The organism is Pseudomonas sp. FSL R10-1350 (assembly GCF_009600525.1).
In the GTDB taxonomy this organism is placed as follows: Bacteria; Pseudomonadota; Gammaproteobacteria; order Pseudomonadales; family Pseudomonadaceae; genus Aquipseudomonas; species Aquipseudomonas helleri.
Genome location: NZ_WIVR01000003.1, coordinates 97,836 through 118,783, shown reverse-complemented (window position 1 = coordinate 118,783; position 20,948 = coordinate 97,836). Strand labels below are relative to the sequence as shown.

Below are 20,948 nucleotides of genomic sequence, written 5' to 3'. Positions count from 1 at the left end.
ACGCCTTTTGCGTGCTGCGCTTAGCATGCCAAGGTCTTTTACAGACTTACCCTGCATATATAAGAAGGCACGAACGTTGAAAAAGCTCTTCGTCCCGCTATGTCTTTCGGCACTGGCTTTAGCCTTGAGTGCCTGCGGTAAAACTCCGGCCACTGAAGAAAAGACGCCTGTGGTCAAGGTCAGCACTGAAGTCATCGTCCCGCAAGCGCTGTCGATCAATAACGAACTGAGTGGCCGCGTGGTTGCGCCGCGTGTCGCGCAGGTCAGCGCGCGAGTGGCGGGCGTCGTCCTCAAGCGCGCTTTCGAAGAAGGCAGCGAAGTCAAACAAGGGGACGTGCTGTTTATTATTGATCCTGCGCCGTTGCAGGCCGATCTGGACAGCGCGCAAGCAGCACTGCGCAAATCCGAGGCACTTGCCCTCCAGGCAAAACTGCAAGACCAGCGTTACAGCGCCTTGGTCGACAGCAATGCCGTGAGCCGTCAGGACTACGACAATGCCCGCGCGCAATCGCTGCAGGCCCAGGCCGAAGTCGCCGCCAACAAGGCCGCTGTGCAACGGGCAAAACTGAATCTGGGCTATGCCACCGTGACAGCGCCGATTTCCGGGCGTATCGGTCGTGCGCTGGTCACCGAAGGTGCACTGGTAGGCCAGGGTGAAGTGACACCGCTGGCGCGCATTCAGCAGTTGGACCCGATTCAGGTTGACCTGATGCAATCGACCCGCGACCTCGACAACCTGCGCGATTCATTCCGCGCCGGGGACTTGCAGCAGGTTGGCAAGAATCAGGCACGCGTCACTTTGATCCGCGACAACGGCAGCCTCTACCCGGTACCGGGCAAACTGTTGTTTACCGATGTCAGCGTTGACCCGAGCACCGGGCAGATCATCCTGCGCAGTGAGTTTGCCAACCCGGACCGCGACTTGTTGCCGGGCAGCTTTGTCCGCGTGCGTCTGGAACAGGCCGTCAATAAGCAAGGCATCAGCGTGCCGCAACGGGCCATTCTGCGTGACAGCGCAGGGGTGGCGCAGGTGCTGCTGGTAGATGCTGAAAGCCGGGTCAAACAGCAGCCCGTGCAACTGGGCGGCGTGATCAATGATCGCTGGATCGTTAACGAAGGCCTGAAGGCGGGCGACCGCATTGTGATCGAAGGCCTGCAACACGCACGTCCCGGTGAACAGGTGCAAATTGATGACCCAACACCTCCCCTCGCACACTCCACGGATCGGTGAGCATGCCGCAGTTTTTTATCGATCGCCCGATCTTTGCCTGGGTCGTAGCGTTATTTATTGTGCTGGCCGGAGCCTTGGCGCTGCCGAAGCTGCCTGTGGCCAAATACCCGGTGGTGGCACCGCCGCAAGTTGAAGTGTATGCGGTGTACCCCGGCGCCTCGGCGCATACCCTGGACGAAAGCGTGGTCAGCCTGATTGAGCAAGAGCTCAACGGCACCGACGGCCTGCTGTATTTCGAGTCCCAAAGTAGCCTGGGCAGTGCCAGCATTACGGCCACGTTCAAGCCGGGAACCGACCCGGAAATGGCTCAGGTCAACGTGCAAAACCGTCTTAAAGCGGTGGAGTCACGTTTACCACAAGCAGTTATCCAGCAAGGCTTGCAGGTGGAGAAAATCTCCTCGGGCTTCTTGATGCTGGTAACGCTGACTGCAGACCCGAGCAGCGGGCTGGATGAGGTTGCCCTCAGCGACTACCTCGCGCGCAACGTGATGAACGAGATCAAGCGTGTTGAAGGGGTCGGCAAGGCTCAGCAGTATGGCTCTGAACGGGCCATGCGGATCTGGATCGACACGCAAAAACTCATTGGTTTCAACCTGACACCGGCGGACGTCAACCAAGCGATTGCCAGCCAGAACGCGCAAGTGTCTGCTGGCAGCATCGGTGATTTGCCGGGGCGTTCGACCCAGGAAATTACCGCCACGGTGCTGGTTAAAGGCCAGCTGTCGAGCCCGCAAGAGTTCGGCGATATTGTCCTGCGCGCCAACCCGGACGGTTCCACAGTCCGGGTCAGCGATGTCGCACGGGTTGAGATCGGCAGCCAGGAGTACCAATACGGCACCCGCCTGAACGGCAAGTCGTCCAGTGCTTTCAGCGTCAAATTGGCACCTGAGGCGAACGCCTTGAGTACCGGCAATATGATCCGCGCCAAAATGGATGAGCTGAGCCGCTACTTCCCTGAGGGCGTTGAGTACAAGATCCCTTATGACACCACGCCGTTCGTCAAAGTCTCGATCACCAAGGTGGTGTACACACTGATCGAAGCCATGGTGCTGGTGTTCGCGGTGATGTTCCTGTTCTTGCAGAACATCCGTTACACGCTGATCCCGACCCTGGTGGTGCCTGTGGCCCTGATGGGCACATTCGCCACGATGCTGGTCCTGGGTTTCTCGATCAACGTACTGACCATGTTCGGCATGGTACTGGCCATCGGGATTCTGGTGGACGACGCGATTGTGGTGGTAGAGAACGTCGAGCGGATCATGCTCAGCGAAGGCTTGCCGCCCCGCGAGGCCACGCACAAGGCCATGACGCAAATTAGCGGGGCGATCATCGGCATTACTCTGGTACTGGTGGCCGTGTTCATTCCCATGGCGTTTATGCCGGGCTCGGTGGGCGTGATCTATCAGCAGTTCTCGGTGGCGATGGCAACCTCGATTCTGTTCTCGGCGTTCTTGGCCCTGTCGCTGACCCCGGCCCTGTGCGCGACACTGCTCAAGCCCATTGCCAAGGGTGAGCACCATGCCAAGGGCGGCTTTTTTGGCTGGTTCAACCGCAAGTTTGAGCGGCTGTCTGAGGGCTACGAGCATTGGGTGGTGCACCTGATCAAACGCAGCGGCCGTTATCTGTTGCTTTACGGTGCCTTGCTGGTGGTGCTGGTGGTGTGTTTTGCGCGCCTGCCCTCCTCCTTTCTGCCCGTTGAGGATCAGGGCTTCATCATTACTGACATTCAGTTGCCGCCGGGGGCCAGCCAGGGCCGTACGATCGCGGTGGCCAAGCAGATCGAAGCTCACTACGCCGAAGAACCCGGGGTCAGCAACGTGACCATGATTCTGGGCTTCAGCTTCTCGGGTAGCGGGCAGAACGCCGCGCTGGCGTTTACCACCTTCAAGGACTGGTCGATCCGTGGCATCAAGGATTCCGCTGCGGCCATCGCAGATCGCGCGAACGCCGCGTTTGGCGAGCTTAAAGACGCCGTGGCGTTCTCCATTCTGCCGCCTGCGGTCAGTGGTTTGGGCACCTCCAGCGGTTTTGAATTGCGCCTGCAAGACCGTGGCGGTGTCGGTTATGACGTGCTGATGCAAGCGCGCACCGAGTTGATGGCCCTGGCCGAGAAAAGCCCGGTACTGGCCAACGTGCGCGAAGACTCCCTGGCAGAAAGCCCGCAAGTGCAACTCGAAGTCGACCGTAAACGGGCCAATGCACTGGGCATTTCGTTTGCCGACATCGGTAATGTGCTGTCGACCGCCGTGGGCTCTGCCTACGTCAATGACTTCCCCAATCAGGGGCGCATGCAACGGGTTGTCGTGCAGGCTGAAGGCGATCAACGCAGCCAGGTTGAAGACCTGCTGAAGATCAATGTGCGCAATAACCTGGGGAAAATGGTGCCATTGTCGTCGTTTGTCGAAGCGCGCTGGATTCAAGGCCCGTCGCAGATGTCCCGCTACAACGGTTATCAGGCGGTGAGTATTTCGGGTGAAGCAGGCCCGGGCCACACAACGGGTGAAGCCATGCTGGAAATGCAACGCCTGGTTGATCAGTTGCCGGCAGGCATCGGCCTTGAATGGACGGGGTTGTCGCTGCAGGAAAAGCTCTCCGGCTCTCAGGCGCCGTTGTTATTGGGCCTGTCGTTACTGGTGGTGTTCCTGTGCCTGGCGGCGCTTTATGAAAGCTGGTCGATCCCCACCGCAGTGCTGTTGGTAGTGCCTTTGGGCGTGCTCGGTGCGGTGTTGGCGGTGACGTTGCGCGGCATGCCGAATGACGTGTTCTTCAAAGTGGGCTTGATTACGATTATTGGCTTGTCGGCCAAGAACGCCATTTTGATCATCGAATTCGCCAAGACCCTGTACGACGAAGGCCATGACCTGGTTGAGGCCACGGTGAAAGCCGCCCGCCTGCGTCTGCGGCCGATTGTCATGACTTCGTTGGCCTTTATTCTCGGTGTTGTGCCTCTGGCGATTGCCACAGGCGCCAGCTCGGGCAGCCAGCAAGCCATTGGTACAGGCGTTATCGGCGGCATGATCGTCGCCACATTGGCCGTAGTATTTGTGCCGGTATTCTTTGTGGTGGTGATGAAACTGACCCGCAGCAAACCGCGTCAACGTTAACGTCTGCTTCACGTGCTAAGGTTCGGCAACGCCCAGTAACATGGATTGTATTGACGATGCCGCACCTTGCACGCACTCACCCTCGCCTGACCGCTGGCACTTTGTTGGGGCTGGCGGTCGGCATCTTTAATCCCGCCACCTCGTTGACCACCAAGTTTCTGTTGGGCTGGAACGCCGGTGTCTGGCTGTACTTGCTCCTGACCCTGTGGCTGATGCTTCGCTCCAAAGTAGGCGACGTCAAACGCACCGCAGAAATAGAAGACGAAAATGCCAGCATGGTGCTGTTCACCGTGAGCTTCGCGGCGGTTGTCAGCTTGGCGGCGATTACCCTCGAACTCACCGGCAACAGCCAACTGCGTCACTCCGAGCAACTGCTGCACTACGCCTTTACCGGGCTGACCGTGGTGGGCTCATGGCTGATGATCGGGGTTATTTTCGGCCTGCACTATGCGCGGTTGTTTTATAACAACGAAGGGACGGAGCCAGCCTTGCGCTTCCCCGAAGGTGAATTGAACCCGGATTATTGGGACTTCATGTATTTCTCTTTCACCCTGAACGTTGCGGTACAAACGTCAGACGTAGAAGTCGCCACCCGCGAGATGCGCAAAGCCGTGCTGGGCCATTCGCTGCTGGGGTTTTTGTTCAATACGGCAGTGCTGGGGTTTTCGATCAACATTGCAGCGGGGCTGTTTTAACACCAACCGCCAAACGTGCAGAAGCGAGCGTGTCTCGCGATCTTTAGCGTGTTTAAAAGATCGCGAGGCAAGCTCGCTCCTACAGCGGTTTGCCGTTACTTAGTTGGCTTCAAGCACGCCACGACGAATCTGGTCGCGTTCGATGGATTCGAACAGTGCCTTGAAGTTACCCTCGCCAAAGCCGTCATCGCCCTTGCGCTGGATAAATTCGAAGAACACCGGGCCCATCAGGTTTTCCGAGAAGATTTGCAGCAACAGGCGTTTGTCACCTTCAACCGACGAGCCATCCAGCAGAATGCCGCGCGACTGCAGGGCTTCGACCGATTCACCATGGTTAGGCAGACGACCTTCGAGCATTTCGTAGTAGGTGTCTGGCGGCGCGGTCATGAAACGCATGCCGATTTTTTTCAATGCATCCCAGGTCTTGATCAAGTCATCGGTCAAGAAGGCCACGTGCTGGATGCCTTCACCGTTGAACTGCATCAAGAACTCTTCGATCTGGCCAGAGCCTTTGGACGACTCTTCGTTCAAAGGAATACGGATCATGCCATCCGGTGCGGTCATGGCCTTGGAGGTCAAGCCGGTGTACTCGCCCTTGATGTCGAAGTAGCGAATCTCGCGGAAGTTGAACAGTTTCTCGTAAAAGTTGGCCCAATAAGCCATGCGACCGCGATACACGTTGTGGGTCAGGTGGTCGATGATCTTCAGCCCTGCTCCCACTGGATGACGCTCAACACCTTCAATAAACACGAAGTCGATGTCATAAATCGAACTGCCTTCGCCGTACCGGTCAATCAGGTACAACGGCGCACCGCCGATGCCTTTGATGGCAGGCAGGTTCAACTCCATGGGGCCGGTCGGAATTTCGATGGGTTGAGCACCCAGTTCCAACGCACGGTTGTAGGCTTTTTGCGCGTTGGCTACGCGGAACGCCATGCCACACACGGAAGGCCCGTGTTCTGCAGCGAAGTAGGAGGCAACGCTGTGCGGCTCATTATTGAGGATCAGGTTGATATGGCCCTGGCGATACAGGTGCACGTCTTTGGAGCGATGGGTGGCCACCTTGGTGAAGCCCATGATTTCAAAGATAGGTTCGAGGGTATTGGCTACTGGCGCTGCGAATTCGATGAATTCAAAGCCCATCAGGCCCATTGGGTTTTCGTATAGATCGGCCATTTTGGCGCCTCATCAGAGTCATTTTTACAATTAACAGTAGGTTATTTGCCAAGAATGCTGAGGGACACAGGCGGCGCACAGGAGATCCCGCGTACACTGCGCGCCAGGAAATCTCCGTAGATCAGTTGAAACCCGAATATCTTCATTTAGCCATCTCTTACGCGGTGGTGACGCCTGATGACAGGGGTCATTATTCTTGTATGCGTAAGCGGATTCTACATGGCGTAATCATGTTTGTCTTACATCAAGTGAAATGACCCTGAACCAATGCTAGGCTTTGTCTATTCATCTCACCTTGCCGCAGTCGCCATCAGTCCTCGGGATCTTGAATGCCATTAACGCTCAAACGGACCCGAAAATGGACCGATCGCTACGCGCTGGTCGTACTCAGCGCGTTACTGCCCATTGTCCTGGGTGTTTTTATCATTGTCTGGCAGGCCAGCAGGTCACTGGAATCAGAAGCCAGTGATACCGCTAAAGAGGCCGTTCGCCAATTCGATCTCATGTTGGACAATGCCAAGCTGGCCGCAGATGTTGTATCCCCTCTTGCAGGCCAGCCGTGCGAACAGGTAGAACTGGACCTGCGTGAACAGGTGACGCGCCGCCCTTTTGTCCGCTCAGTGAATCTGGTCTGGAATAACCAGATTTATTGCACATCCCTGTTTGGCAACTTTAAAGAACCGGTCAATGCGGCTGACTATAACAACGGCGTGTTGTGGCTCATGCCCGGCAACGCGGTTACCCCAGACCAGCCACTGCTGGTTTATCGCCGCGAACAAGACCAGGCCGGTGCCATTGTCAGCCTCTACGGCCTGCACTTGATCAATGTCTTGAGTCTAATCAACCCGTACACGCAAATGATGTTTCAAGTGGGCAACAACTCCATAGACCGCTACGCAGTGATCCGCAATACACCGTCTGCGCCTTTTCCTGTTGCATCTGTAAGCGTGTCGTCTGCGCAATATCCTTATCGCGTCATGGCAGGGTTTAGCGAAGGTACGCTGTGGCGTTTTATTAAAGCCCGGTACTTGGGCTTGTTGGCCCTGTTTGTATTTTTGGGCTGCGTCTCTGGCGCGACTGTTCTCTGGCTACAAAAGCGTATGTCTTTATCCTCCCCCACCCACGAGCTGCAACGCGGGCTGGAAGCCGAAGAGTTCATTCCATACTTTCAGCCAGTGGTGCGCAGTGACACACAACAATGGGCCGGTGCCGAAGTGCTGATGCGCTGGCAACACCCAACTGAAGGGTTGGTGCGGCCTGACTTGTTTATTCCACTGGCGGAACACTCGGGTCTCATTGTGCCGATGACCCGTTCGCTGTTTCGTCAAACTGCACAGTTACTGGCGCCTCACGCCAATAGCATGGCGCAGGGCTTTCACTTGGGCTTCAACATTAGCGCTCATCACTGCCACAGCCTTGAACTGATAGACGATTGCCGTGCGCTGCTTCAGGCATTCCCGCCGGGACGCATTACGCTGGTACTGGAGTTGACTGAGCGCGAATTGGTGATACCCAGCGTGATCACCCACCAGTTGTTTGCCGAGCTGCGCGCGATGGGGATCATGATTGCGCTGGATGATTTTGGTACCGGGCACTCAAGCTTGAGCTACTTGCACGAATTCAATGTCGATTACTTGAAGATCGATCAAAGCTTTGTCGCCATGATTGGGGCAGATGCACTATCCAGCCCGATCCTGGACAGCATCATTGACCTGAGCGCCAAGCTAAACCTCGGGCTGGTGGCTGAGGGCGTCGAAACACAAGAGCAAAGTGAGTATCTGGCACTTAAAGGCGTAGAGTTTTTGCAGGGGTATCTATATGCCCGTCCGTTAACCGCCGACGATTTCATTAAGTCTTTAATGGCGCAACATCGAGTGTCGGTTTAAACGTTCAAGGTGATTCTTCAGCAAAAGTGAATATCGGCTGGCGCACGGAAAAATGACAACTACAATTTCGATCAGGCTGAAGTTTATTGACAGTCAATAACAAAGCCCTCGTGTTTCGGCTGAACTGTTGACTCGGGTCTCTGTCTACCCCTTGCTGCCTCGCCTCATTAATTCACTTCGGCCCTGTCAATGCCGAAGCCATGACCGGAGTAATGACCTTGTCTAGACTTGCTGAATACCGTGCTGCCGAAAAGGCCCTTCAAGAACAAATGGCCCAGTTGGAAGCCTTGAAGAATGATGCCGGACTTAAAAAAGAAATCGAGTTTGAACAGAAACTTAAGGCGCTGATGAGCTCTTACGGCAAAGGCCTGCGTGAGATTATTGCCATACTGGATCCAAACCCTGCAGCTGCGCGCCAAACAGCAGCACCAAAACAGCGCAAGGCTCGTGTTTTAAAAGTCTATAAAAACCCGCATACCGGCGAATTGATTGAAACCAAAGGTGGTAATCACCGTGGTTTGAAGGCATGGAAAGAACAATACGGCGCAGCCACTGTTGAGTCCTGGGTACGAACTTAATGCTTTAGTAGTATAAAAACCCTGCCCGGCAGGGTTTTTTAATATCACTAAACCCAGACATAACTAACGTGACTTACAGACAGTGTGAGGCCCGTGCAACACGCGCCGTTAAGCAAAATGTTAATAATCACTCACGATCAATTGTCACAATGATGACCCTCGCGCAAGGCACAATAAGCCCATTTCCCGAGAACGGAGTCTCCCCAGATGAAAGGCTAAATTAACCGATGCCCTTTCACAGTTTTTTCACACGATTCATCACAGGATAGAGGCTGCTAAAGGACTAGCGCCCCATGCCCGCTTCGGCGGGCTTCTTTTTGCCTGAATTTTACCAATTCCCCTCCCCGCACTCCCGCTGAACACCCCAAACAACGATCTTTTGTTGCCCGCGGGGTTCGCGCAGGCCGTCACATTCCGTATCATTCGTGCATCGACTGTTTACCCATGCATCACTTTCGGAGGGTTCATGAGCCTGCAAGAACTGAACAACGTCCCTGGCGTAACCGCACAACCGGATAGCGCTACCCAACAATTCGTTTTCAACCACACCATGCTGCGCGTCAAAGACATCGAGAAATCCCTCGATTTCTACACCCGCGTCCTGGGCTTCTCGCTGCTGGAAAAGCGCGACTTCCCGGAAGCCGAATTCAGCCTGTACTTTCTGGCGCTGGTTGATAAAGCCCTGATCCCGGCTGACGATGCTGCCCGTACCGTATGGATGAAGTCGATCCCAGGCATCCTGGAGTTGACTCACAACCACGGCACCGAAAACGATGCCGATTTTGCTTACCACAACGGCAACACTGAACCGCGTGGTTTCGGCCATATCTGCATCGCGGTACCTGATATCGTCGCCGCTTGCGAGCGCTTTGAAGCCTTGGGCGTGGACTTCCAGAAGCGTCTGACTGACGGCCGCATGAAATCTCTGGCCTTTATCAAGGACCCGGACGCCTACTGGGTCGAGATCATTCAGCCGACCCCGCTGTAACGTTCGCACGTCAAAAAACCCATGATCGCTCATGGGTTTTTTTACGCCTGAAACATGAGCGTTGTTCAGAAGCGATCAAGCCCGTAGCATTAGATACGCCACGTATGTTGTATGGATTGAATTGGATTCAGGAGATCTGCGCTTCTATGGTACGAACACGCAAAGAGATGATTGAAGACACGCGGCACAGGCTTTTGGCAGCAGGCAGGCAAGCATTCGCGAGCAAAGGCTATGCCGAGTCCTCAATGGATGACTTCACTGCCAATGTCGGCCTGACCCGTGGAGCGCTTTATCACCACTTTGGCGACAAAAAAGGCTTGCTTGAGGCCGTCATCCAGCAAATAGACGCGGAGACGTCTGTACGCCTGCACGCCATTACCGCTCAGGCGGACTCCACCTGGGATGGCTTTATCAATGAAAGCATCGCCTACATGGAGATGGCGATAGAGCCGGAAATCCAGCGTATTGTGCTGCTCGATGGCCCCGCAGTACTGGGCAACCCTGCCCTGTGGTCAAACCAGAACGCTTGCATTCAGGGCACCATGGAGTGCCTGGAGAAGCTGAAAAGCGAGCACGTCATCCAGGACATCGAGGTTGAAGCAACAGCCAGGCTGTTGAATGGCGCCACATTGAGCGCCGCCTTATGGATCGCCGCTGACCCACAACCACTGGCCGCACTGGAGAAAGCAAAAAATGCATTCGTTGCGCTGGCCAATGGTTTGCTGAAAGATTAAAACGCCCAAGGCGTAATACTTTTAGCACACATAAAAAAGCGCAGCCCGTGGGCTGCGCTTTTGTTTACTGAAAGGCTTTGCTAACGCAAAGCGACTCTATTGCCGAGCAATCAATCCGGCGCCGAAGTGCGGATCAAGTGATCGAAAGCGCTCAGAGAGGCTTTGGCACCTTCGCCGACCGCAATCACGATCTGCTTATAAGGCACGGTGGTCACGTCACCGGCAGCAAATATCCCGGGGATCGATGTCTCACCACGTGCATCAACCACGATCTCGCCACGCGGCGTCAGCTCGATGGTGCCTTTGAGCCAATCGGTGTTAGGCAGCAGACCGATCTGCACAAAAATGCCTTCCAGCTCGACGGTGTGCACGGCTTCTGTCGCACGGTCCTTGTAGCGCAGACCGTTGACCTTCTGCCCGTCACCGGTCACTTCAGTGGTCTGGGCGTTAGTGATCACTGTTACGTTTGGCAAGCTGTTGAGCTTGCGCTGCAACACGGCGTCAGCGCGCAACTTGGTGTCAAACTCGAGCAATGTCACGTGTGACACGATGCCGGCCAGGTCAATGGCCGCCTCGACACCCGAGTTACCACCACCGATTACCGCAACGCGCTTGCCTTTAAACAGCGGGCCGTCACAGTGCGGGCAGTAAGCCACGCCACGGCTGCGGTATTCCTGCTCGCCCGGCACATTCATTTCGCGCCAGCGGGCACCGGTCGCCAGAATCACGGTCTTGGCTTTGAGCGAAGCACCGCTGGCGAACTTAACTTCGTGCAGCTCACCCGCTTTGCCCGGCAACAGCTTGTCGGCACGTTGCAGGTTCATAATGTCGACGTCGTATTGCTTGACGTGTTCTTCCAGTGCGGTGGCCAGTTTCGGGCCTTCGGTTTCTTGCACCGAGATAAAGTTCTCGATCGCCATGGTGTCGAGTACCTGGCCGCCGAAGCGTTCTGCCGCCACACCGGTACGAATGCCTTTACGCGCCGCGTAGATGGCAGCTGCTGCACCGGCTGGGCCGCCACCGATAACCAGCACATCAAAGGCTTCTTTGGAGCTGATTTTTTCGGCCTGACGCTCAATGGCGCTGGTGTCCAGCTTGCCAAGGATCTCTTCCAGGCCCATGCGGCCCTGACCGAAGTTAACCCCGTTGAGGTAAACGCTCGGCACCGCCATCACTTGACGCTCGGTGACTTCATCCTGGAACAGCGCACCGTCAATCGCTACGTGGCGAATGTTCGGGTTCAACACTGCCATCAGGTTCAGCGCCTGCACCACATCCGGGCAGTTCTGGCATGACAGCGAGAAATACGTCTCGAAGTTGAACTCACCTTTAAGGGAGCGGATTTGTTCAATCACTTCGGCACTGGCTTTCGATGGGTGGCCGCCGACTTGCAGCAGGGCCAGCACCAGCGAAGTAAATTCGTGGCCCATCGGGATACCAGCAAAACGCAAGCTGATATCGCCGCCTGGACGGTTCAACGAGAACGACGGTTTACGCGCATCGTTGCCGTTTTCCAGCAAGGTAATCTGGCTGGACAGGCTGGTAATTTCTTTTAACAGGTCATGCATTTCACGGGATTTCGCACCGTCGTCGAGAGACGCAACGATCTCGATCGGCTGTGTGACCCGCTCCAGGTATGACTTCAACTGTGCTTTTAGATTGGCGTCCAACATACGGGCGATCTCCTAACTGTTTAATTCTGTGTCAAAAAAAACGCCCGAGCGAATGTCGCCCGGGCGTTTTGAGGGCGATGCTGCTGACAACTCAGGTGCGGATCACCGCCCTAGTCTTCACAGACTTAGATCTTGCCAACCAGGTCCAGCGAAGGAGCGAGGGTGGATTCACCTTCTTTCCATTTAGCTGGGCAGACTTCGCCTGGGTGAGCAGCAACGTACTGAGCAGCCTTGATTTTGCGCAGCAGCTCGGAAGCGTCACGGCCAACACCGCCGTCGTTCAGTTCAACGATTTTGATCTGACCTTCCGGGTTGATCACGAAAGTACCGCGGTCAGCCAGACCTGCTTCTTCGATCAGAACGTCGAAGTTGCGGGAGATGGTCAGCGTAGGGTCGCCGATCATGGTGTACTGGATTTTGCCGATGGCTGGCGAAGTGTTGTGCCAGGCAGCGTGAGCAAAGTGGGTGTCAGTCGACACGCTGTAGATTTCCACGCCGAGTTTTTTGAACTCTTCGTAGTTGTCAGCCAGGTCTTCCAGCTCGGTTGGGCAAACGAAGGTGAAGTCGGCTGGGTAGAAGAACACTACAGACCACTTGCCTTTCAGGTCAGCGTCCGACACTTCCACGAAGCTGCCGTTTTTGTATGCAGTAGCTTTGAACGGTTTTACTTGGCTGTTGATGATAGGCATCGTTGACTCTCCGTCAGGGTTGAAAAGTTGATGGGGTGAATCCTAACAACTCATTTCGTATCTGGCTCATTGGTAAAGCTGATGCTCACGATTGGTTTTGACTATCAGCCGACCCTATAAATAGTCAAAAACTAAATATGGACCGAATGGCCGGCTTTCAAGTTGACGTCGATCAGCTACCAATGCGTTTTTCAGCGGTCATGCTCATCCCGGCAAACGGGGTGGACTCAACATAGCGCATGGCTGACTTGATGTCTTTCCAGCCGACGTAATTCATCAGCGACTTCAAGTCCCATCCACTTTGATGCGCCCATGTTGCAAAACCGCGACGCAGCGAGTGACTGGTGTAATGTTCGGCAGAAATACCGGCGCGCTCCAGCGCCTGGCGCAGCAGCGGGATCACGCTATTGGCGTGCAAGCCCTCCTCACTCAGATTGCCCCAGCGATCAATACCCCTGAACACCGGGCCGCGTACCAGGGCTGCTGTATTCAGCCATTCGATGTAAGCCCGCACCGGGCATAGCCTCAGCAGCGCCGGGGTTTGAAAGGTCTTGCCCAGATTGTCGCGATCACTTTTGCTGCGCGGCAAATACAAGGTAATGCCCGAGCCTGCCACCGCCTGGACGTGCTCGACCTGCAAGCGACACAACTCATCGCTACGAAACCCGCGCCAGAACCCCAGCAGGATCAACGCCGCATCGCGCCGCGCGCGCAGCAGTCCCGGTTGATCCGCATTGGCCTGCGCGATATTCGCCTCACTTTCAAGCCAGTCAATGACTTGCTCCAGATGCTGCAACTGTAGCGGCGCAGCTTGCTTCTCTTGGGCCGGATGCAGCGCGCGAATGCCCTTGAACACTTTGCGCACCACCGGTGACTTGGTCGGATCGGCAAAGCCCTGGCTGTTATGCCACTGCGCAATCGCCGACAAACGCAGCTTGAGCGTGTTGATCGACAGCAGGCCGGCGTGCGCAACCAGATAGCGCGCCACGCTGTCGCTGGTGGCGGGCAAAAAGCCGCCCCAGGTCACTTCGAAATGCTCGATGGCTGCCCGATAACTGCGACGGGTGTTATCGCGGGTCGCGGCGTTTAAGTAGCGATCCAGCTCGCTCATGCCCTGTTCTCTTGGTTGACGTACTGAAATAGCGCCTAAAAAACGGCTCAGGCGCTATGACACGGGATAATACCAGTATATCCCGCCTCAAAATTAGCAATTAATGATAAAAATAAAGTGATAATATAGTACGTAATTACAGGGTACATACCACAGTACATAATCGTAGGAGAATGCCATGGCTCGTGGCGGCGTAAACAAGGCGGTGGTGCAAATAGCGCGCACGGCGATACTGGCTCGCGGCGAACACCCCAGCATCGATGCAGTACGAATTGAAATGGGCAACACCGGATCGAAAACCACGATCCACCGCTACCTCAAGGAGCTCGACGAGACCGACTCCCGGCGTGGCGTGCAGCACGAACATCTAGGTGATGAGCTGAGCGAACTGGTCGCCCGCCTCGCTCAGCGCCTGAAAGAGCAAGCGCAAGAGCCGATAGACCGCGCCGAAGCGCACTACGAGCAGCTCAAAGCAGAGTTACGCGATCAACTGGCGCAAGCGCAGCAAGACCATCTGCAATTGCAGAAAGAGCTGGACATCCTGAACACGGCCTTGCAGCAAGAAACGGCGAACCTGGAAGCCACCCGCTCCATGCTGAAAACCGAACAAACGCGCAACGCCGCCCTCAATCAGGCGTGCAGCGATTTCGAGCTGCGTCTCAACGACCGCGACGAGCAGATCCGCTCACTGGAAGAAAAACACCTGCACGCCCGCGATGCGCTGGAGCATTACCGCAGCGCAGTCAAAGAGCAGCGCGAGCAGGAACAGCGCCGCCACGAAGGGCAGTTGCAACAACTACAAATGGAATTGCGCCAAGCGCAACAAAGCGCGCTGGTGCGTCAGGACGAAATCACCCAACTGCACCGCGATAACGAACGCGTACTCAGTGAAAGCCGCGCATTGAGCAAAGAGCTGAATCAAGCCAGCGATCAGCAGCACAAGCTGAGCAACCTGAATGAACGACTGACCGCCCAACTGAACCAGCAGGAAAGCGAACGTACATTGCTGCAAGAACGCTTGCGGGTCGCCACCCAAGAAAGCCAGGCATTAAAAGAAGCGCAAAACCAGGCCCTTGAAGCCAGCGCAGCTTTGACATTAAGAGCCCTCAAGGCCGAGGCGGCGCTGGAGACCCTCACTGCCAGCCTAAGCAATACTCCAAAAGACGATACCGACCTTTAACCCTTGAGCAGGCTTGCCCGTCAGCGCCACCAACTCCACGTGCAAGCCCGCTCCCAGAACATGCGTTCAGCAACCGTTCAGCCAATGAAATCGATTCTTGTTTAGCAATACGTATCAGTATGTTACAAATTAGCCACTACTAATTCGTGACGCGGTGCTCTCTTCATGCTTGTTCCTTTTCTGATCATGCTGCGCGAGGGCATTGAAGCCGCGCTTATCGTCGGCATTATTGCCAGCTACCTTAAGCAAACCGGGCGTGGGCAGTGGATGCCAGCGGTATGGATCGGGGTTTTCCTTGCCGCAGCCTTGTCCCTGCTGGTCGGTGGCGGCCTGGAGCTGATGAGCGCTGAATTCCCGCAAAAGCAACAGGAACTCTTTGAAGGCATCGTCGGCCTGATTGCCGTCGGCATCCTCAGTTCGATGGTGTTCTGGATGCGCAAAGTCGCGCGCTCCATCAAAAGCTCGCTGCACACCTCCCTTGATCACGCCCTTGCTGGCTCCAAACACCAGGTCACCGCGCTGATCGCCATGGTGTTTTTTGCCGTGGCTCGCGAAGGGCTTGAAACCGTGTTCTTCCTGCTCGCGGTTTTCCAGCAAAGCGAGGGCCCGGCAGCGCCTTTGGGCGCCCTGCTCGGTTTGATCCTGGCGATCTTCGTCGGTTTTGCGATCTACACCGGCAGCATGCGCCTGAACCTCAGCTTGTTTTTCCGCTGGACCGGCCTTTTCATCTTGGTGGTAGCGGCGGGCATCCTGGCCAACTCGGTCCAGGCGCTGCACGAAGCCGGGCTGTGGAACGCCCTGCAAGGCGTGGTGTTTGATATCAGCAGCACGCTGCCGATGGACGGCCCGCTCGGTTCGGTCCTCGCCGGCATGTTCGGCTATCAAGATGCGCCCACCGTCAGCGTGCTCGGCGCCTATGTGATTTATCTGGTCGTGGCCCTGGTGATGTTCTTTCGCTCCCCGCCCGCGCCAAAGGTTGCCCAACCCTCTTCAGTGACGAACTCATAAGGTCCTGCATGTCTACCCCTGCAAGCGGTACACCTCCTCGCGCACTGCGCTGGGCGGTGGCCGGCTCGGTGATCGTTATGATCGCGGCCGGCGGTTTGTTCTATTACGCCTCGCAACTGGCCGCCGCCAAACGCAAGGTTCACAGCAATGAAATCACCGTAACGATCCACCCGCACAGCTGCGAACCGAATGAGCTGACAGTTCCGGCAGGCTTTAACAGCTTCCGCATCGTCAACGCCTCGGAACGCGCCGTGGAATGGGAAATCCTCGACGGCGTACTGGTGATTGAAGAGCGCGAAAACATTGCCCCCGGCTTGAGCCAAGTGATCAATGCCACGCTCAACCCCGGTGATTACGCCATTACTTGCGGCCTGCTCAGCAACCCGTGCGGCAAGCTCCATGTCACACCGACCGCCGAATCTGAAGCCAAGGCAAAGGCACGCCCATCGATGGTGGCGTTTATCGGCCCGCTGTCAGAGTTCCGGGTGTACTTGAGCAGCCAGAGCAACGCGCTGATCAAGGCGGTAGAAGCTCTGTCGCAAGCCATCAGCAGTGGCGACCTTGCTCAGGCGCAAGCACTCTATGTACCGGCCCGCGAGGCTTATCAGCGCTTGGCACCCGCCGCGCAACGTTTGGGCGAACTGGACAACACCCTCAATGCCCGCGCCGACTATTTTGAAAAACGCGAGCAGGATCCAGGCTTCAGCGGCTTCCATCGCCTCGAATATGGCCTGTTTGATCAACGCAGCACCCAGGGCCTGGCGCCTGTGGCCGAACAACTGCAAGCCAATGCGGCGTTGCTCAAGCAGCAACTGATGGCGCAATCACTGCCGCCCGAGCAGTTAGTCAGCATCGTTTCGCGCACGCTGCACAACATGGCCGACACCCGCGCCACCAGCGGCGAAGAAGAGCGCTACAGCCATATCGACCTCAACGGTTTTGCCGCCAACCTGCAAACCACCCGCAAAGTGGTTGACCTGTTGCGCCCACTGCTGGCCAAAAACAATGCCGACATCTTGCTCAACATTGATAACGCCAGCACTGCACTCGACACCGAACTCGACACCTTTAAAACCGCACAGGGTTACGCCACGTACGACACGGTAAGCGCCGCCCAGCGTCAAGCAATCAGTAACAAGGCCAAGGCTCTGGCCGATGCACTCGATGGAATCGATCCAGCCCTCGGCCTTTCCGGCCTGTAATGCAGACGAGACGCACATGAGCGATTCAGACAACACCCAGAATGAGATCAACCTGCAACGTCGTCGCGTACTGCTCGGCATGGGCGTCGCCGGTGCCGCGCTGGCAGGCAGCGCTCTCAGTTGCCCGGCCATGGCCGCCAGCGGTGCAGCCAATGCGCAAGTGGCTCAGGCACCCAGCAGCGACAAGACCCAGGATCACCACGAGTTCCACGGCCAGCACCAAAACGGCATCGTCACGCCTCGCCCGGCTGCCGGCATGCTGGTGTCCTTCGACGTGCTGGCCACTGATCGTGCAGACCTCGAACGCCTGTTCCGCACCCTGAACGAACGCATCGCGTTTTTGACCAAGGGCGGCCCGGTGACACAAGTCGACCCCAAACTGCCACCCACCGACTCAGGGATCCTCGGCCCGGTGGTTACGCCTGACAACCTGACCGTGACGGTGTCGGTCGGAGAGTCGCTGTTTGATGAGCGTTACGGCTTGGGCAGCGTCAAGCCCAAACACCTGAGCCGCATGCAGGGCTTTCCCAACGACGCGCTGGAGCCTGCCTTTTGCCATGGCGATTTGAGCCTGCAATTTTGCGCCAACACCGCCGACACCAACATCCACGCCCTGCGCGACATCGTTAAAAACCTGCCCGACCTGCTGCTGGTGCGCTGGAAGCAAGAAGGCACAGTTCCGCCGCAAGCGCCCACCAAACCGGGCGTTCCCCCGCAGAGCGCGCGCAACTTCCTGGGTTTCCGTGACGGCTCAGCCAACCCGGACTCCAACGACAACACCCTGATGAACAGCATCGTCTGGGTTCAGCCAGGCAGCGATGAACCCAAGTGGGCGGTCGATGGCAGCTACCAGGCGGTGCGCATCATTCGCAACTTTGTCGAACGCTGGGACCGCACGCCGCTGCAAGAGCAGCAAAGCATCTTCGGCCGCAACAAGGCCAGCGGCGCACCGATGGATGGCCATCACGAAACCGACGTGCCGGATTACAGCAAAGACCCCGAAGGCAAAGTCACCAAGCTGGATGCGCACATCCGCCTGGCCAACCCGCGCACCGCCGAAACCAGCAAAAACTTGATCTTGCGCCGCCCGTTCAACTACTCGAACGGCGTCAACAAGAACGGCCAGCTGGACATGGGCCTGCTGTTTATCTGCTACCAGAGCAACCTGGAAAACGGCTTTATCGCCGTACAGACCCGACTCAATGGTGAGCCACTGGAGGAATACCTCAAGCCAATTGGCGGAGGTTACTTCTTTACCTTGCCGGGCGTACGCGACGACAAGGACTTTATTGGGCGCTCGCTGCTGAATGCCGCAGCGCCCCTGACTCGAACTTGATTTCACCCCCAACCTGAACCTAAAACAAACCGGAAAAGTCCCATGAAGAAGACGCCGCTCGCACTGTTTATCGCTCTAGGTTTGCTCCACACCCCGCTCTCGGTATTCGCGGCGAATGCACCACTGGACCTGGTGCAACCTGTATCGGACTACAAGATTTACGTCACCGATGAAATCGACACGCTGGCGCAAGAAACCCAGAAGTTCACCGACGCCATCAAAAAGGGCGACCTGGCCACCGCCAAAAAGCTCTACGCACCGACCCGCGTGCATTACGAGTCGATTGAGCCGATCGCCGAACTGTTCAGTGACCTCGACGCGTCTATCGACTCCCGGGTTGATGACCATGAGAAAGGCGTGACCGCTGAAGACTTCACCGGCTTCCACCGCATCGAATACACCCTGTTCTCCGAGAACACCACCAAAGGCCTCGATGTGCTGGCTGACAAACTCAATGCCGACGTCAAAGACTTGCAAACCCGCGTTGCCGGTCTAACCTTCCCGCCAGATAAAGTCGTGGGCGGTGCGGCTGCGCTGATGGAAGAAGTGGCTGCGACTAAGATTTCTGGCGAAGAAGACCGTTACAGCCATACCGACCTGTATGACTTCCAGGGCAACGTAGACGGCGCGAAGAAGATTTTCGACCTGTTCCGTCCGCAAATTGCAGCCAATGACAAAGCTTTTGCCGACAAGGTCGACAAAAACTTTGCCACGGTTGACAAGATCCTGGCCAAGTACAAAACCAAAGATGGCGGTTTTGAAACCTACGACAAGGTCAAGGATAACGATCGTAAGGCACTGGTTGGCCCGGTTAACACTTTGGCCGAAGACCTGTCTACATTGCGCGGCAAGCTGGGCTTGAACTAAACCCGCTTGAGCAGCGCCAATCTGTGTGACGCACTTCACAAATCCGCAGGTTGGCGCTGTTTTTTGCGTACGTTAAAAAAAGTCATTTTTCTGTGTAATGAATGACTTGGATCATTGTTTAAAATCGCCAAAACCCCATCCTTGTTACCCGGTACATTTCCCCCACACTTTTACCCATAAAGCCGCGGGCCAAGCGCTACACGGGGTTTCCTGAATAGCACCTGTCTGCCCCCTAAAAACATGGCCTTTTGATTCAACTTTCATAGGTTTTTCACACCTCTGCGTTTAACGTAGGCGTCAGCTTTTAGGAATAACAAAAATAGTTTGTAAGAAAAATCATGTAGATAACGTAGTTTGATGACTTTACCTTCGTCAGTTTTAGGCTTTAATGCCTGCAGGCGTAATCTGTCTAGCGCGCCTGAACAGGCCGACTTCTCAGACGAGTCATCTTGTACCATTGAAACTGACTGGAACGAATAACTTGAAACCCTACCCTATCCAGTGCGTGTCGATCGTCATTCCGGTCTACAACGAAGAACAGAGCCTGCCTGAGCTGCTGCGCCGTACCGAAGCAGCCTGTGCCCAGCTTACCCAAGCTTACGAAATCGTACTGGTCGACGATGGCAGCCGAGACAAATCGGCGCAAATCCTGCAAGACGCTGCCGAACGTGAAGGCAGCCCGGTAGTGGCGGTGATCCTCAACCGTAACTATGGACAACATGCCGCCATCATGGCCGGCTTTGAAAACTCCAAGGGCGATGTAGTCATCACCCTGGACGCTGACTTGCAAAACCCTCCAGAAGAAATCCCGCGTCTGGTTGCCCAGGCAGCCTTGGGCTATGACGTGGTCGGCACTGTGCGCAACAACCGTCAGGACTCGGCCTGGCGCCGCTGGCCTTCGCGCCTAATCAACCTGGCCGTTCAGCGTTCCACCGGCGTTGCCATGAGCGACTACGGGTGCATGCTGCGCGCCTATCGCCGTTCGATTGTCGACGCGATGCTGGCGTGCCGTGAGCGCAGCACCTTTATCCCGATTCTCGCCAACAGCTTTGCCCGCCACACCACCGAAGTGTTGGTACAGCACGCTGAGCGTGAACACGGCGATTCGAAATACAGCCCGATGCGCCTGATCAACCTGATGTTTGACTTGATCACCTGCATGACCACCACCCCCCTGCGCCTGCTGAGCATCATTGGTTTCAGCATGGCCTTGCTGGGCGGTATATTCGCCATTTTGCTGATCGTATTGCGCCTGATCTTTGGCGCGACCTGGGCGGGCGACGGCACCTTTGTGCTGTTTGCCGTGCTGTTTGTGTTCACCGGCGGCCAATTCATTGGCATGGGCCTGCTGGGTGAGTACCTGGGACGTATGTACAGCGATGTGCGTGCACGCCCTCGGTTCTTCATCGAGAAAATCGTCCGCGCTGAACCGGCTACTGAAACTGCTACACCTTGCAACTCGTCTTCTTCTACTTCGACACAGGTCTAAC

The 20,948-nt window shown here is 56.2% G+C and carries 17 protein-coding genes; 13 read left to right on the top strand and 4 right to left on the bottom strand.

Going from position 1 to position 20,948, the window contains the following annotated elements; genetic code table 11:
- Positions 1 to 76: 76 nt before the first annotated feature.
- From GHO25_RS02515 to GHO25_RS02505, 3 genes are read left to right on the top strand one after another with little or no spacing between them, the layout of a single operon-like run.
- A complete protein-coding gene (locus GHO25_RS02515) occupies positions 77 to 1,231 on the top strand; it encodes an efflux RND transporter periplasmic adaptor subunit (protein ID WP_153389815.1) in 1,155 nt (384 codons plus the stop codon).
- Positions 1,232 to 1,233: 2 nt separating this feature from the next.
- Positions 1,234 to 4,335 carry an efflux RND transporter permease subunit gene (locus GHO25_RS02510; protein WP_153389814.1) on the top strand — a complete coding sequence of 1,034 codons (3,102 nt, stop codon included), beginning with the start codon at positions 1,234 to 1,236 and terminating at the stop codon, positions 4,333 to 4,335.
- 56 nt (positions 4,336 to 4,391) lie between these two features.
- The gene (locus GHO25_RS02505; protein WP_153389813.1) at positions 4,392 to 5,030 is read left to right on the top strand and encodes a DUF1345 domain-containing protein; all 639 of its coding nucleotides are present in this window, start codon (positions 4,392 to 4,394) and stop codon (positions 5,028 to 5,030) included.
- A 99-nt stretch (positions 5,031 to 5,129) separates the two neighbouring features.
- Here GHO25_RS02505 and hppD read toward each other — a convergent pair whose 3' ends face one another.
- Complete coding sequence (gene hppD, locus GHO25_RS02500; RefSeq protein WP_153328943.1) at positions 5,130 to 6,206, bottom strand: 4-hydroxyphenylpyruvate dioxygenase; 1,077 nt, start codon at positions 6,204 to 6,206, stop codon at positions 5,130 to 5,132.
- Between the two features lie 329 nt (positions 6,207 to 6,535).
- Here hppD and GHO25_RS02495 point away from each other — a divergent pair, with 329 nt between their 5' ends.
- The 4 genes from GHO25_RS02495 (at position 6,536) to GHO25_RS02480 (ending at position 10,392) form a co-directional block, all read left to right on the top strand.
- The gene (locus tag GHO25_RS02495) at positions 6,536 to 8,092 is read left to right on the top strand and encodes an EAL domain-containing protein (protein ID WP_153389812.1); all 1,557 of its coding nucleotides are present in this window, start codon (positions 6,536 to 6,538) and stop codon (positions 8,090 to 8,092) included.
- Between the two features lie 218 nt (positions 8,093 to 8,310).
- Entirely contained in the window at positions 8,311 to 8,670 is a 360-nt protein-coding gene (locus GHO25_RS02490) for a histone-like nucleoid-structuring protein, MvaT/MvaU family (protein WP_048371921.1), read from the top strand.
- A gap of 466 nt (positions 8,671 to 9,136) precedes the next feature.
- Positions 9,137 to 9,658, top strand: coding sequence for a lactoylglutathione lyase (gene gloA, locus GHO25_RS02485; RefSeq protein ID WP_153389811.1), 522 nt, complete (start codon positions 9,137 to 9,139; stop codon positions 9,656 to 9,658).
- 104 nt (positions 9,659 to 9,762) lie between these two features.
- Positions 9,763 to 10,392: a TetR/AcrR family transcriptional regulator gene (locus GHO25_RS02480; protein WP_306108762.1), complete on the top strand. Its 630-nt coding sequence runs from the start codon at positions 9,763 to 9,765 to the stop codon at positions 10,390 to 10,392.
- A 110-nt stretch (positions 10,393 to 10,502) separates the two neighbouring features.
- Here GHO25_RS02480 and ahpF read toward each other — a convergent pair whose 3' ends face one another.
- The 3 genes from ahpF to GHO25_RS02465 form a co-directional block, all read right to left on the bottom strand.
- A complete protein-coding gene (ahpF, locus tag GHO25_RS02475; protein ID WP_153389809.1) occupies positions 10,503 to 12,065 on the bottom strand; it encodes an alkyl hydroperoxide reductase subunit F in 1,563 nt (520 codons plus the stop codon).
- A gap of 125 nt (positions 12,066 to 12,190) precedes the next feature.
- Positions 12,191 to 12,754, bottom strand: coding sequence for an alkyl hydroperoxide reductase subunit C (gene ahpC / locus GHO25_RS02470; protein WP_016780891.1), 564 nt, complete (start codon positions 12,752 to 12,754; stop codon positions 12,191 to 12,193).
- Positions 12,755 to 12,926: 172 nt separating this feature from the next.
- Entirely contained in the window at positions 12,927 to 13,865 is a 939-nt protein-coding gene (locus tag GHO25_RS02465) for a site-specific integrase (protein ID WP_153389808.1), read from the bottom strand.
- Positions 13,866 to 14,043: 178 nt separating this feature from the next.
- On the opposite strand from GHO25_RS02465, the gene GHO25_RS02460 reads away from it, so the two are divergent.
- The 6 genes from GHO25_RS02460 (at position 14,044) to arnC (ending at position 20,947) form a co-directional block, all read left to right on the top strand.
- Complete coding sequence (locus GHO25_RS02460) at positions 14,044 to 15,045, top strand: DNA-binding protein (protein WP_153389807.1); 1,002 nt, start codon at positions 14,044 to 14,046, stop codon at positions 15,043 to 15,045.
- Between the two features lie 165 nt (positions 15,046 to 15,210).
- Positions 15,211 to 16,053 (top strand): iron uptake transporter permease EfeU, encoded by an 843-nt coding sequence (gene efeU, locus GHO25_RS02455; protein WP_153389806.1) that lies wholly within the window; start codon positions 15,211 to 15,213, stop codon positions 16,051 to 16,053.
- An 8-nt stretch (positions 16,054 to 16,061) separates the two neighbouring features.
- Positions 16,062 to 17,255 (top strand): iron uptake system protein EfeO, encoded by a 1,194-nt coding sequence (gene efeO, locus GHO25_RS02450; RefSeq protein WP_153389805.1) that lies wholly within the window; start codon positions 16,062 to 16,064, stop codon positions 17,253 to 17,255.
- Between the two features lie 16 nt (positions 17,256 to 17,271).
- Positions 17,272 to 18,591: an iron uptake transporter deferrochelatase/peroxidase subunit gene (gene efeB / locus GHO25_RS02445; RefSeq protein ID WP_153330300.1), complete on the top strand. Its 1,320-nt coding sequence runs from the start codon at positions 17,272 to 17,274 to the stop codon at positions 18,589 to 18,591.
- 42 nt (positions 18,592 to 18,633) lie between these two features.
- Positions 18,634 to 19,458: an iron uptake system protein EfeO gene (gene efeO, locus GHO25_RS02440; protein ID WP_048371765.1), complete on the top strand. Its 825-nt coding sequence runs from the start codon at positions 18,634 to 18,636 to the stop codon at positions 19,456 to 19,458.
- A gap of 481 nt (positions 19,459 to 19,939) precedes the next feature.
- A complete protein-coding gene (gene arnC, locus GHO25_RS02435) occupies positions 19,940 to 20,947 on the top strand; it encodes an undecaprenyl-phosphate 4-deoxy-4-formamido-L-arabinose transferase (RefSeq protein ID WP_048371766.1) in 1,008 nt (335 codons plus the stop codon).
- Position 20,948 lies beyond the last annotated feature (1 nt).